Source organism: Clostridium sartagoforme (assembly GCF_039521405.1).
GTDB lineage: Bacteria > Bacillota > Clostridia > Clostridiales > Clostridiaceae > Clostridium > Clostridium sartagoforme.
Genome location: NZ_BAAACH010000014.1, coordinates 78990 through 92518 on the forward strand (window position 1 = coordinate 78990; position 13529 = coordinate 92518).

The window sequence follows — 13529 nt, forward strand, 5'->3', positions numbered from 1 at the left end:
CTATATTTGGAAAAATATTTGATAATTTAAAATCAGGACTTTCAAAGACTAAAAATGCTTTAACTGATAAAATAAATGAAACATTAAAATTAGCTATTACTATAGACGAGGACTTATATGAAGAGCTAGAAGAAATTTTAGTTATGTCTGATATAGGAATGGATACAACAATAGAAATTATAGATAGATTAAAAGCAAAGATAAGAAAAGAAAAAATTAATGACCCAAATGAAGTTTATCCAGCATTAAAATCTGTAATAAGAGATATTCTTTTAGAAGGTACAGAAGAAAAAGAAGAAAGTAAAACTAGTGATAAAGAAATATTATTAGTTATAGGTGTAAACGGAGTAGGTAAGACTACTTCAATAGGAAAACTTGCAGCAAAAAACAAGCAAGAAGGTAAAAAAGTGTTACTTGCAGCAGCAGATACATTTAGAGCAGCTGCTATAGATCAATTGGAAGTATGGAGCCAAAGGGCAGGAGTTGATATAATAAAACATATGGAAGGTTCTGATCCAGCAGCGGTAGTTTTTGATGCTGTAAATGCAGCAAAGTCAAGAAATATAGATTTATTAATATGCGATACAGCAGGAAGACTTCATAACAAGAAAAATCTTATGGATGAGTTATCAAAAATAGGTAGAATAATAGATAGAGAATTTAGTAATGCGCACAAAGAAACCTTATTGGTTTTAGATGCAACAACAGGACAAAATGCAGTAGTTCAAGCAAAACAATTTATGGAGGCTTGCCCTATAGATGGTATAATATTAACTAAATTAGATGGAACTGCAAAGGGTGGAGTTGTAATTTCTATTAAAAATACATTAAATATACCTGTTAGATATATAGGCGTAGGAGAAGGCATAGAAGATCTTCAAGAATTTGATGCAGAAGGATTTGCAGAAGCACTGTTCTAGAAAGAAGAATGTAAAATGAAAAGTGTAAAATTAAGGCGGAAATTCAGCTTTTGCTGAATTTCATTAAAATCTATAACTTAGCAAAGTTAAGTTATTTCCTTAATTCTACATTCTACATTTTTAATTTTAAATTTTTGTAGGGTGTTAAGTAAAAATACTTGACAGCATAGAATTGTTTTGTTAAAATCTCTTTTGTGGGTAAGGTGATGAAATGGAAGATAGGGTTGAGATTTCATTATTAATGGATTTATACGGTTCATTACTAACAGAAAAACAGTATAAAATTATGGAGCTTTATTATAATGAGGATTTATCCTTAGCTGAAATTGCTGAATTGAATAACACAAGTCGTCAAGCGATCCATGATTTAATAAAGAGATGTTATAAACAGTTTCTATCCTATGAAAGTAAACTTAATTTACTTAAAAAAAGTTTTAGTCAAGAAAAGATAATTATAAGTTTTCTTGAAGAAATAAAAGATAAATATTCAATTTCTGAAGAGGACTATAATAAATATAAAAGTATATTAAAAGATTTATAAAATCATAGGAGGGTTTAACGTGGCTTTTGAAGGTTTATCAGATAAATTGCAGGAAGCTTTCAAAAAGCTTAAGGGCAAAGGAAAGCTAACTGAAAAAGATATAAAAGAGGCCATGAGAGAAGTAAAACTTGCGTTACTTGAAGCTGATGTTAACTTTAAAGTTGTTAAAAAGTTTATTTCAAGTGTCAGTGAAAAGTGTGTTGGAAATGAGGTTTTAGAAAGCTTAACTCCAGCTCAACAAGTTATAAAAATTGTTAACGATGAACTTACTGATCTTATGGGAGGTAGTGAAAGCAAATTAGAATTTAACTCTGTAGGTCCAACAATAATAATGATGGTTGGCTTGCAAGGAGCAGGTAAAACTACTATGAGTGGAAAGCTTGCATTACAACTTAGAAAACAAAATAAGAGACCTCTTCTAGTAGCATGTGATATATATAGACCAGCAGCTATTAAACAATTAGAGGTAGTTGGAAAGCAAATAGATATTCCGGTTTTCCAAATGGGAGATAAAGTTAATCCTGTTGATATTGCTAAAGCCGGTATAGTTCATGCTAGGGAAAATGGGAATAATGTAATAATAATAGATACAGCTGGTAGACTTCATATAGATGAAAATCTTATGGGAGAACTTAAATCTATAAAGGAAGAAGTAAAACCTCAAGAAATATTACTTGTAGTAGATGCAATGACAGGCCAAGATGCTGTAAATGTTGCAGAAAGTTTTAATGATTCATTAGATGTATCAGGAGTTATATTAACAAAGCTAGATGGTGATACAAGAGGTGGAGCCGCTTTATCAATTAGACATATTACTGAAAAACCAATTAAGTTTATTGGTGTAGGTGAAAAAATGAGTGATTTTGAAGTTTTCTATCCAGATAGAATGGCTTCAAGAATATTAGGAATGGGAGATGTTCTTTCACTAATAGAAAAAGCTCAGCAAGCCTTTGACGATAAAGAAGCACAAGAATTAAGTTCAAAAATGATGGAAAATGATTTTACTTATGAAGATTATTTGACAGCTATGGAACAAATGAAAAAGCTTGGGTCTTTAAGCAAAATAATGGAAATGCTTCCTGGAATGCCAAAGGAAATGAAGGATATAGATTTTGATGCTGGTGAAAAACAATTAGGTAGAGTAAAAGCTATAATCCATTCAATGACTCCAAAAGAAAGAAGAAATCCAAAGCTAATAGCTGGATCATCTTCAAGAAAAAAGAGAATTGCTAAGGGTTCAGGAACATCATTGCAAGAAGTTAATAAACTCATTAAGGGCTTTGATATGATGAGAAAGCAAATGAAACAAATGAAATCATTTCAAAAGAAATCTAAAAAAGGTTTTTTTGGTAAATTACCTTTTATGAGTTAATATAAAAATACACACTTTAAAAGGAGGTGAAATACATGGCAGTAAAAATCAGATTAAGAAGAATGGGTGCTAAAAAAGCTCCTTTCTATAGAATAGTAGTTGCTGATTCAAGAGCACCAAGAGATGGTAGATTCATCGAAGAAATAGGATATTACAATCCTTTAACTGAACCAGCTGAAGTTAAAATCAATGAAGAAAAAGCTACTAAATGGGTACAAAATGGAGCTCAACCTACAGATGTAGTTAAGAGACTTTTTGCTCAAGCAGGATTAAATAAGTAATTTTTAGGAGGTGAACTCTGTAATTAATGTAATTACAGGTGTTTATGAAGGAATTAATTGAAATTATAGCTAAATCTCTTGTAGAGAATCCAAATGAAGTTCATGTAAATGAAATCCAAGGAGAGCAATCAATTATTCTGGAACTAAAGGTTGCTCCTGCAGATATGGGAAAAGTAATTGGTAAGCAGGGAAGAATAGCTAAAGCTATTAGAACTGTTATAAAAGCAGCAGCAATGAAAGAAGACAAAAAAGTAGTAGTTGAAATTATTGATGTAAAGAGTTAGGGTAATCCTAACTCTTTTTAAACATACAATTACTATAAATAAAGACATAGATAAATAAATTAATTGTAGTATTTCTAATGTATCTACTAAGGATTATAGAAATATTAGAAATATTAAATATACTGAGTTTAAAGTAGTGTTTTAACTTTAGTATATATGGACAATACTAAGCTAAATAGATAAATTAAAATAAATAATTTAATAAAAAGAGGTGCAAAAAATGAGGGATATTTTAAGAGTTGGAAAAATAGTAAATACTCATGGATTAAAAGGAGAAGTAAAAGTTATAGCTTTAACTGATGATCCCAAAAGATATAATGATTTAGATTTTGTATTAATAGATGGAGTAGAAAGAAAAATTCAAGGTTGTAAATTTCAAAAAGATAGGGTAATAGTGAAAATAGAAGGAATTGATTCTATAGAAGAAGCAGAAAAATATAAAAATAAATATATGGAAATTCCAAGAGAATATGCAGTTCCATTAGAAGAAGATACATATTATATTGCAGATATAATAGGATGTAATGTTTATGATACAAGTGGTAAATCTTTGGGGGAAGTTTATGATGTAATACAAACAAAGAATAATGATGTTTATTGGATAAGAAAACCTAAAGAATTATTAATTCCTGTATTATTAGAAATTGTTACAGATATAAATATAGATAATAGAAAAATAATAATTAAACCAGTAGGAGAATGGCAAGATGAGGATTAATATTCTTACATTATTTCCTGAAATGTTTGATATATTTAATCACAGTATAATAGGGAAAGCTAAAGAAAAAAAACTTGTAGAAATAGATGCAATAAATATAAGGGATTTTACATTGAGTAGGCATAAAAAAGTAGATGATTATCCTTATGGTGGAGGAGCTGGAATGGTAATGACTCCTCAACCATTAGTAGATTCTATAAGATATTGTAAAAAAAATAATAAAGGGAAAGTTATTTTTTTAGGCCCTAGAGGTAAAACTTTTAATCAAGATATTGCTAAAGAGTTATCTAAAGAAGATGAACTAATATTTATATGTGGTCATTATGAAGGAATTGATGAAAGAGTATATAAACATATAGATTTAGAAATATCATTAGGAGATTTTATATTAACTGGTGGTGAAATGGCAGCTGTTCCTGTGATAGATTCAATTTTAAGGTTAAAAAATGGTGTTTTAGGTAAAGAAGAAAGTTATATGGATGAATCATTTTCAGATGGATTACTTGAGTATCCACAATATACAAGACCAGAAGAATTTGAGGGAGATAAAGTACCAGAAGTACTACTTTCGGGTCATCATGAAAATATAAGAAAATGGAGAAGAGCTCAAGCTCTAATAATAACTAAAAGAAAAAGAAAAGATTTATATGATAAAATACTTTTGACTAAAGAAGATAAAAAAATACTAGAAAAATACAAATAAATTATTGAAATATAAAATAACTTATGTTAAAATAACCTTTGTGTTAGTACGGGCGGTCCTCTGTCAAGTATTTGTTAAGAACGTCTAATATAAATTTAAGGAGGGACTACACAATGAATGAAATAATAAGAGCTATTGAAGCAGAACAAATGAGAAGTGATCTTCCAAATTTCAACGTAGGAGATACTGTTAAAGTTTACGTTAAAATTAAAGAAGGTACAAGAGAAAGAATACAAATGTTTGAAGGAACAGTTATTAAGAAGCAAAACGGTGGATTAAGAGAAACTTTCACTGTAAGAAGAGTTGCTTACGGAACTGGAGTAGAAAGAACTTTCCCAATGAACTCTCCAATCATTGATAGAATGGAAGTTTCAAGAAAAGGTAAAGTTAGAAGAGCTAAGTTATTCTACTTAAGAGATAGAGTAGGTAAAGCTGCTAAAGTTAAAGAATTAAACGTTAGATAATATATTATCTAATGATTAAGTAAGGGACTTTTATAAGTCCCTTTTTCTTATTTTTAAGAAATTATAAAAGGTCTATTCTTTTAACAACTTTTTATAATTTCCTGCGTTTAATTGTCAAGGTATATATAAGTTTATATTAATTTGAAGTGAAGTTAGGAAATAAGAAAATTTATATATGTCAACTCTTTTACTTTAAAGTGAAAAGAGTTTATAGAAATTAAACTTTTAAAGATAGATATATAGATAATACAAATGGATATAATACAAATAGTAAAATAGATAGGGAGGAATTTTAATATGCCTACAATAAATTGGTTTCCAGGACATATGAAAAAAACTCAAAGAGAAATAAAAGAAAATTTAAAGTTAGTAGATGCAATAATTGAAATAAGAGATGCTAGAATACCAAGAAGTTCTGCCAATCCAGATATAGATAAGCTTTGCGAAGGAAAACCAAGGGTAATACTTTTAAATAAGAGTGATTTATCAGAAGCTAAAGTGACAAAAATGTGGATGAACTATTTATCCTCAGAAAATGTAAAAGTAATAGAAGTAAATTGTTTAAATGGAAAGGGATTAAATCAAATTAAACCAACTTTAGATTTATTACTTAAAGAAAAGCATGATAGGTTAAAGTCTAAAGGTTTAGTAAAGATACAAATGAGAGTCATGGTAGTAGGGATACCAAATGTAGGTAAATCTACTTTTATAAATAAGATGGCCAAAAATAATATAGCAAAGACTGGAGATAGACCTGGAGTTACAAAGAGTAAACAATGGATAAAAACCAAAATGGATATTGAGATGTTAGATACGCCCGGAGTTTTATGGCCTAAATTTGAGGATGAAAAAACTGCTCTTAACTTAGCATTTACAGGTGCTATTAAAGATGAAATAATGGATGTAGAAGAGCTTGCATATAATTTGGTAAAAAGACTTCAAGTCTTTTATGGAAATAAATTAAAAGATAGATATAAGATTGATGAAATAAATGAAAACCCTCTTGAGACCTTAAATAGCATAGCAAGAAGAAGAGGTTGTTTAATTAAAGGTGGAGAAATAGATTATAATAGAATAGCTGTAATTCTTTTAGATGAATTTAGAGGTGGTAAAATAGGTAATATCTCACTTGAACTGCCAAATGAAGAAGTAATGGGAGAGTAAGTTAATGAATTTATTAAACAATGATATTAAATCATTAAGTTATAAAGAAATAAAATCTTATATAGATGATATTAATATATTTGAAGAAAAAAACAATGATGAAATAAGATATTTAATAGATAAACTTTACTTGGATGAGAGAAAAAATGTTAAATCTTTAGCGGATAAATTATTTAAGCAAAAGGAAAAAATAATCAAAGAAATTCAAAGAGTAAAAAATATGTATAACTTTGATAAAGGATTTGGAAATTATCAGTTTATAGCAGGAGTTGATGAAGTTGGAAGAGGTCCACTTGCAGGTCCTATAGTATCTTGCGCAGTTATATTAGATTTAAATATAATTGATGATGAGCTTATACTTTGGTTAAATGACTCTAAAAAATTATCAGAAAAGAAAAGAGAAGAATTAGCAGAACTTATAAAGGAAAAAGCATTGGCATATCATATATCGGAAAGCTCAAATGAAGAAATAGATAAAAAAGGAATATCTTATTGTAATAATAAGATATTTTTAGAAGCTTGCACATCTATGAAAATAAAGCCTAATCTTATTTTATCAGATGGTTATTTAATAAAAGGAATTAATATTCCTAATAAATCTGTAATAAAGGGTGATGCAAAGTCAGCATCTATAGCAGCAGCATCTATTTTAGCAAAGGTATATAGAGATGATTTAATGAAAGAATATGCAAAGGACTATCCATATTATGCATTTGAAGAAAATGCTGGATATGGTACTAGTAAGCACATAGAAGGTTTGAAGAATTTTGGCCCGTGTAGAATACATAGAAGATCATTTTTGAAAAATATTCTTTAATATAAATATTTAGTTTTGTTTTGATATGTATATATTTAATATCCTCTAAAAGCATCTTCTATATGATTTAAAAAGTATGACTCATTATCTTTATTAAAATAAACTTCAACAACATCAAATCTACAATTATAATTAAAAAGTTTTTTTGTAAGGATATAAAATTTGCATAAATTAATTATTTGTTTTTGTTTGTAGTAGGTAACAGCTTCTAATGGTAACCCATAGGAGTAATTGTACCTACTTTTTACTTCTACAAAAATAATCATTCCCTCATATCTGAATATCAAATCAATTTCTCCATATTTATTTTTAAAATTTTTACTTAATAAATAATAGCCTTTAGATATTAAGTAAGAAGAAGCTAAGTCTTCACCATAACAGCCTATACTCTTATTATATTTACTCATAATACACCACCATAAGAATTTTAAAAATTGTATAAAAATATAACCATCTTATAATATTGACAAAAATAATATATTAAATCATATGAAATAAATGTTTAATAATTAAATTATAGTGTCAATAATGTTTAAGAGGTGATAATGATGTCAATAGAGATAATAAGTGCTACTCACAATGGACTTGATGGGATACTTATAAATGTTGAAGTAGATATAAACAAAGGAATGCCAAGTTTTAGTATCGTTGGTCTTCCTGATGCTTCGATAAAGGAATCAAAAGAAAGAGTACGTTCTGCAATAGTAAATAGTGGATTTGATTTTCCATTAGGAAGAATAACTATAAATTTAGCTCCAGCAGATATAAAAAAAATAGGATCATTACTTGATTTACCAATTGCCCTTGGAATACTTATGAAATCAAATCAAATATGTAATAAAGATCTCAGAGATTTTATAGTATTTGGAGAACTTTCTCTAGGTGGAGAATTAAAAGAAATAAAGGGAATATTACCAATAATTTTTGAGGGAGAAAGTAATAAAAAAAATAACTTTATTTTTCCGTTAAATAATTTAAAAGAATTAAGATCATTTAATATAGGAAATTTTTATCCTTTTAAAACATTAAAAGAAGTTGTTTCTTTTATTAATAACGGAGATTTATTACCATTTACATTTGAAGAAGAAGCTAAAAAATATAATAAAACTTATTTAGATTATTCAGATATTATAGGACAAAAAACATCAAAAAGAGCAATGGAGATAGCAGCTGCTGGAAAACATAATATATTACTTTATGGGTCGCCGGGAGCGGGGAAAACAATGCTTGCTAAAGCACTACCATCTATCTTACCTCCTCTTACATATAAAGAAGAAATGGAAATTGCTAAAATATATAGTGCATCTGGCATATTTTCAGGGGATGAGGGAGTTATTAGACCTTTTAGAAATCCTCATCATACAATAACAAAAATAGCTTTAGTTGGAGGAGGAAAAGAAATAAAAGCAGGAGAAATAACTTTAGCTCATAATGGAATATTATTTTTAGATGAAATATTAGAATTTAAAAGGGATGTTTTAGAAGTTTTAAGAGAGCCCCTAGAAGAAAAAGTAATAAATATAAATAGAATTAATGGAACATACAAGCTTCCATCTAATTTTTTGCTTGTAGGGGCCTTTAATCCTTGTCCATGTGGGTTATTTTTAAATGGAATTGATGAAAATAGATGTACTTGTTCAGAAAGTGATAGAAAAAGATATTTAAATAGATTATCTAGAGCCTTATTAGATCGAATAGATTTGTTGAATTATGTACCACGTTTAAAATATGAAGATATTTCTAAAAGAAAAGATAGTTTAAGTTCTGAAAAAATGAAGAAAAGAGTGCTAAAAGCAAGAGAAATACAAAGAGATAGGTATAAAAAAAGTGAGTATAATTATAATTCGGAAGTAAAAGGCAGGGATATAGAAAATTTATTTAATTTATCAGAAGAAGCTAAAAAAATACTAAAAATACACTATGAAAAACTTGATTTAACTATGAGAGGATATGATAAAATTATAAAAGTTTCAAGGACTATAGCTGATTTAGAAGGCTCAGAAAAAATTCAAGATTATCATATTTTTGAAGCTTTAGGATATAGAAAAAATGTGGATGGAGAAATAGTTTAGTATGAGGGTGGTTACCATGAAAAATGATGAAATATGGTTTATTTTAACCAATATATCCAATGAAAAGAAAAATACACTATTGCAAGAATATGAAAATGAGAGTAACATTAGGAAATATAAAAACAATATTAAAGAATTACAAAAGATAAAAGATAAAGTAATTTCAGAGGATATGATTAAAGATTTTATTAATTACATGAATAATAATGGAATAGGATATATTACAATTAAGTCAAAAGACTATCCAGAAAGTTTAAAAAATAGCATAGATCCTCCATATGTATTGTTTTATAAAGGAAATATAGATTTATTAAAAGGAAAATTGGGAGCTGTAGTAGGTGCTAGAAAATGTACTCAATACGGTATGGAAGTAGCTAAGATTATAGGAAGAGAATTAAGTGAAAATAACGTAACGGTTGTAAGTGGATTAGCATCGGGAATAGATTCAGCCGCACAAAGAAGTTCATTAGAATTTAGAGGTAAAACAATAGGCATATTAGGTTGTGGAATAGATGTTATATATCCTAAAAGTAATAGATATCTTTATGAAAAGGTTATAAGGGAAGGATTATTACTTTCAGAATTTTTACCTAATACACCACCTATGCCGTATAATTTTCCAAGAAGAAATAGAATAATAAGTGGAATAAGTGAAAAAGTAATAATAGTAGAAGCAACTAAAAAAAGTGGCTCATTAATAACAGTTGATTATGCATTAGAAATGGGAAAAGATATAATGGCTGTTCCGGGACCTATTATAAATGGTAATAGTGAAGGGTGTAATAAATTAATAAGAGATGGAGCAAGACCATTTACTGAACTACAGGATTTATATGATTTTTTTAATATAAAAAAAGAAAACAATGAAAAAACGGGAAAAAATGGTTTGAAAAGTTGCTTGTTAAATGTTATAAATAATGAACCGAAGCATTTGGATGATATAATAGAATCGGTAAATGTTGACAGAAAGGTATTGTTTGAGTTATTATTTGAAATGCAAAACAGAAATGAAATAATTTGCCTTCCTGGCAATTATTATGCAAAATCATTATGAATTTAAGGGGGTGTAGACTCCATAAAATTTACTGGAGTTTTTATGTATGGGACAAAATCTTGTAATAGTAGAATCACCTGCAAAGGCTAAGACTATAGGAAAATATCTTGGTAAGAATTATATAGTAGAAGCATCCATGGGGCATGTGAGAGATTTGCCAAAAAGTAAGCTAGGCGTTGATATAGAAGATAATTTTAATCCGAAATATATAACAATAAGAGGAAAAGGCGATCTTATAACTAAGCTTAAGAAAGCTGCTAAAAAAGTTGATAAAGTATATCTTGCAACTGACCCTGATCGTGAGGGAGAAGCAATATCATGGCATTTAGCTAATATATTAAATATTTCAGAAGATGAAAAATGTAGAATAGTTTTCAATGAAATAACAAAAAAAGCAGTAAAATCATCAATAAAAGAGGCTAGAAAAATAAATATCAACTTAGTAGATGCACAACAAGCTAGAAGAGTATTGGATAGGTTAGTTGGTTATGAAATAAGCCCAATCTTGTGGAAAAATATAAAATGGGGATTAAGTGCTGGAAGAGTTCAATCAGCAGCCTTAAAGCTTATTTGTGATAGAGAAGAGGAAATTAATAAATTTGAGCCTAAGGAATATTGGACTGTTGACTGTGTAGCAACTAAAGATAGAAAAAAGTTTCCTATAAAATTAGTTCAGTATAAAAACAAGAAAATTGAGATAAATACTAAAGAAGAAAGCGATAAGATAATAGAAGAACTAAAAAAAGACAAATTTATAGTTACTAAAGTAAAAAAAGGTACTAAGGCGAAAAATCCATTACCTCCCTTTACAACTAGTACACTTCAACAAGAAGCATCAAAAAAACTAAATTTTATGACTAAAAGAACTATGTCAATAGCTCAAGTATTATATGAAGGAGTAGAAGTTAAGGGTTATGGTACAGTTGGGTTAATAACTTATATGAGAACTGATTCAGTAAGAATTTCTGATGAGGCACAAGGTAAAGCGTTAGAATTTATTAATTTAAATTATGGAAAGGACTATGCACCAAAGTCACCTAGAATATATAAAGGAAAGAAAAATATTCAAGATGCTCATGAAGCAATAAGACCATCAATAATTGAAATAACGCCGGAAATTGCAAAAAATTCTTTAACATCAGAACAGTTTAAATTATATTCTTTAATATGGAATAGATTTATGGCGAGCCAAATGGCTTCATGTGAATTAAACACTAATAGTATAGAAATTAGAAACGGTGATTATAAATTCAAAGCAAGCGGATCCACAATAAAATTTGATGGATTTATGAAGTTGTATGAATATGCAACTGAAGAAGATAATGAGGATGTTTTATTACCTAAGTTAGAAGAAAATGATGATTTAAATAAAGTTGACATAGAAGGAAAACAACATTTTACTCAACCACCAGCACGATATAGTGAAGCTTCGTTTGTAAAGTTATTAGAAGAAAAAGGCATAGGAAGACCAAGTACTTATGTGCCGACAATAACTACATTATTAAGTAGAGATTATGTTAAGAGAGAAAAGAAAAACTTAATTCCAACTGAGCTTGGATTTATAGTTAATAATATGCTTAGTGAATATTTTAAACAAATAGTAGATGTAGATTTTACAGCAGAAATGGAAAAGAACTTAGATCACATAGAAGAAGGCGAAGAAGAGTGGAGAAAAGTTGTAGCAGAATTTTTTCAACCATTAAAAGTAGCAATAGATAAAGCTGAAAAAGAAGTTTCTAAAGTTGTTATAGAAGATAAGGTAAGCGATGTTCCTTGTGATAAATGTGGTCGAATGATGGTTATAAAACGTGGAAGATATGGAAATTTCTTAGCATGTCCTGGATATCCAGAATGTAAAAATGCCAAACCTATTGTGGAAGAAATTGAAGCTCCTTGTCCAAAATGTGGTGGGAAGATTCTAGCAAAGAAAAGTAAAAAGGGGAAAAAATTTTTTGGATGTTCTAATTATCCACAATGTGACTTCGTAAGTTGGAACGAACCATTAAAAGATAAATGCCCAGATTGTAGTTCTTATATGGTTTTGAAATATAGTAAAACTAAGGGAAATTATGCTCAGTGTTCAAATTCTGATTGTAATAAAGTTATTATAATAAATAAAGAAAATAATGAAAATAAGGAATAGAAATCAATTACAAATTAATAAAATATTAAAATAAATGCTTTTTCAACAGAAATGTCGAAAATAGCAAGAAATTTGTTGAAAATAGAAATCTTCTATGATAGTATAAATAAGTAATAAAGATATTTTGAGAAAATTTTAAAAATTTTAAATTTTCAAAAAATTTATTATTGTATTTATAGGAGGAAGATGGGATGTCGTCATTATTAAACAAAACAAGAATGTTGAATAAAATATTACAAAAATCCGGTACAGATCCTGTAGCTTTTGAAGATATATGCGCATTATTAAGTGAAGTTTTATTATGTAATGTTTATGTAACAAGTAGGAAAGGTAAAATACTTGGATATGCATTTTCGAAAAATTTTGAATGTGATGTTATGAAAAATCAAGTCATAGATGAAAAGAGATTTCCAAAAGATTATAACGATAATTTACTAAATATTCATGAAAGTATTGCTAATTTAGCAAATAAAGGTCTATGTGTATTTGAAGATCAAGGAAATTGTATTATGAAAGATAAAATAACTACAATAGTTCCTATAATAGGTAATAGAGAAAGATTAGGCACTTTAATGCTTGCAAGATTTGGAGAGAAATTTACAGATGAAGATTTAGTATTAGCTGAATATAGTGCCACTATAGTTGGCATGGAAATACTAAGATCTAAACAAGTTGAAATAGAAGAAGAAGCAAGAAAAAAAGCAGTAGTACAATTAGCAATAGGAACTTTATCATATTCAGAACTAGAAGCTGTAGAGCATATTTTTGGAGAGCTAGAAGGAAATGAAGGATTACTAGTTGCATCTAAGATAGCTGATAAAGTTGGAATAACAAGAAGTGTTATAGTTAATGCACTTAGAAAATTTGAAAGTGCAGGGGTAATAGAGTCTAGATCACTTGGGATGAAGGGAACACATATAAAAATCTTAAATGAAAAGCTATTAGACGAATTAAAAAAGATAAATTAACATAAAATAAAAGCGTCAATTACTAATG

The 13529-nt window shown here is 28.3% G+C and carries 15 protein-coding genes; 14 read left to right on the forward strand and 1 reads right to left on the reverse strand.

The window, feature by feature from the left end; translation table 11 throughout:
* Nucleotides 1-2 precede the first annotated feature (2 nt).
* From ftsY to ABDZ60_RS06695, 10 genes are all read left to right on the forward strand, one after another.
* Nucleotides 3-920, forward strand: coding sequence for a signal recognition particle-docking protein FtsY (gene ftsY, locus ABDZ60_RS06650; RefSeq protein ID WP_040436528.1), 918 nt, complete (start codon nt 3-5; stop codon nt 918-920).
* A 211-nt stretch (nt 921-1131) separates the two neighbouring features.
* Complete coding sequence (locus ABDZ60_RS06655) at nt 1132-1461, forward strand: putative DNA-binding protein (RefSeq protein WP_016206397.1); 330 nt, start codon at nt 1132-1134, stop codon at nt 1459-1461.
* A gap of 19 nt (nt 1462-1480) precedes the next feature.
* Nucleotides 1481-2833 carry a signal recognition particle protein gene (gene ffh, locus ABDZ60_RS06660; protein ID WP_016206396.1) on the forward strand — a complete coding sequence of 451 codons (1353 nt, stop codon included), beginning with the start codon at nt 1481-1483 and terminating at the stop codon, nt 2831-2833.
* Nucleotides 2834-2868: 35 nt separating this feature from the next.
* Nucleotides 2869-3114, forward strand: coding sequence for a 30S ribosomal protein S16 (rpsP, locus tag ABDZ60_RS06665; protein WP_008678375.1), 246 nt, complete (start codon nt 2869-2871; stop codon nt 3112-3114).
* A 44-nt stretch (nt 3115-3158) separates the two neighbouring features.
* Nucleotides 3159-3398 carry a KH domain-containing protein gene (locus ABDZ60_RS06670; RefSeq protein WP_016206395.1) on the forward strand — a complete coding sequence of 80 codons (240 nt, stop codon included), beginning with the start codon at nt 3159-3161 and terminating at the stop codon, nt 3396-3398.
* 220 nt (nt 3399-3618) lie between these two features.
* Entirely contained in the window at nt 3619-4116 is a 498-nt protein-coding gene (gene rimM, locus ABDZ60_RS06675; protein WP_016206394.1) for a ribosome maturation factor RimM, read from the forward strand.
* A complete protein-coding gene (trmD, locus tag ABDZ60_RS06680) occupies nt 4106-4819 on the forward strand; it encodes a tRNA (guanosine(37)-N1)-methyltransferase TrmD (RefSeq protein ID WP_016206393.1) in 714 nt (237 codons plus the stop codon). The genes rimM and trmD overlap by 11 nt, the downstream gene beginning before the upstream one ends.
* Before the next feature lie 113 nt (nt 4820-4932).
* Complete coding sequence (rplS, locus tag ABDZ60_RS06685; RefSeq protein WP_016206392.1) at nt 4933-5283, forward strand: 50S ribosomal protein L19; 351 nt, start codon at nt 4933-4935, stop codon at nt 5281-5283.
* A 297-nt stretch (nt 5284-5580) separates the two neighbouring features.
* Entirely contained in the window at nt 5581-6447 is an 867-nt protein-coding gene (ylqF, locus tag ABDZ60_RS06690; protein WP_343777060.1) for a ribosome biogenesis GTPase YlqF, read from the forward strand.
* 4 nt (nt 6448-6451) lie between these two features.
* Nucleotides 6452-7264: a ribonuclease HII gene (locus ABDZ60_RS06695; RefSeq protein ID WP_047000608.1), complete on the forward strand. Its 813-nt coding sequence runs from the start codon at nt 6452-6454 to the stop codon at nt 7262-7264.
* Nucleotides 7265-7299: 35 nt separating this feature from the next.
* Here the strand turns inward: ABDZ60_RS06695 and ABDZ60_RS06700 are convergent, their stop codons facing one another.
* The gene (locus ABDZ60_RS06700) at nt 7300-7671 is read right to left on the reverse strand and encodes a YraN family protein (protein WP_047000609.1); all 372 of its coding nucleotides are present in this window, start codon (nt 7669-7671) and stop codon (nt 7300-7302) included.
* 141 nt (nt 7672-7812) lie between these two features.
* Between ABDZ60_RS06700 and ABDZ60_RS06705 the strand changes: the two genes are divergently transcribed.
* The 4 genes from ABDZ60_RS06705 (at nt 7813) to codY (ending at nt 13501) form a co-directional block, all read left to right on the forward strand.
* Nucleotides 7813-9336 carry a YifB family Mg chelatase-like AAA ATPase gene (locus ABDZ60_RS06705; protein ID WP_343777130.1) on the forward strand — a complete coding sequence of 508 codons (1524 nt, stop codon included), beginning with the start codon at nt 7813-7815 and terminating at the stop codon, nt 9334-9336.
* 16 nt (nt 9337-9352) lie between these two features.
* A complete protein-coding gene (gene dprA / locus ABDZ60_RS06710) occupies nt 9353-10390 on the forward strand; it encodes a DNA-processing protein DprA (RefSeq protein WP_343777064.1) in 1038 nt (345 codons plus the stop codon).
* Nucleotides 10391-10436: 46 nt separating this feature from the next.
* Complete coding sequence (gene topA / locus ABDZ60_RS06715; protein WP_016206342.1) at nt 10437-12533, forward strand: type I DNA topoisomerase; 2097 nt, start codon at nt 10437-10439, stop codon at nt 12531-12533.
* Between the two features lie 191 nt (nt 12534-12724).
* Nucleotides 12725-13501, forward strand: a complete 777-nt coding sequence (gene codY, locus ABDZ60_RS06720) for a GTP-sensing pleiotropic transcriptional regulator CodY (protein ID WP_016206341.1) — start codon at nt 12725-12727, stop codon at nt 13499-13501.
* Nucleotides 13502-13529: the final 28 nt, after the last annotated feature.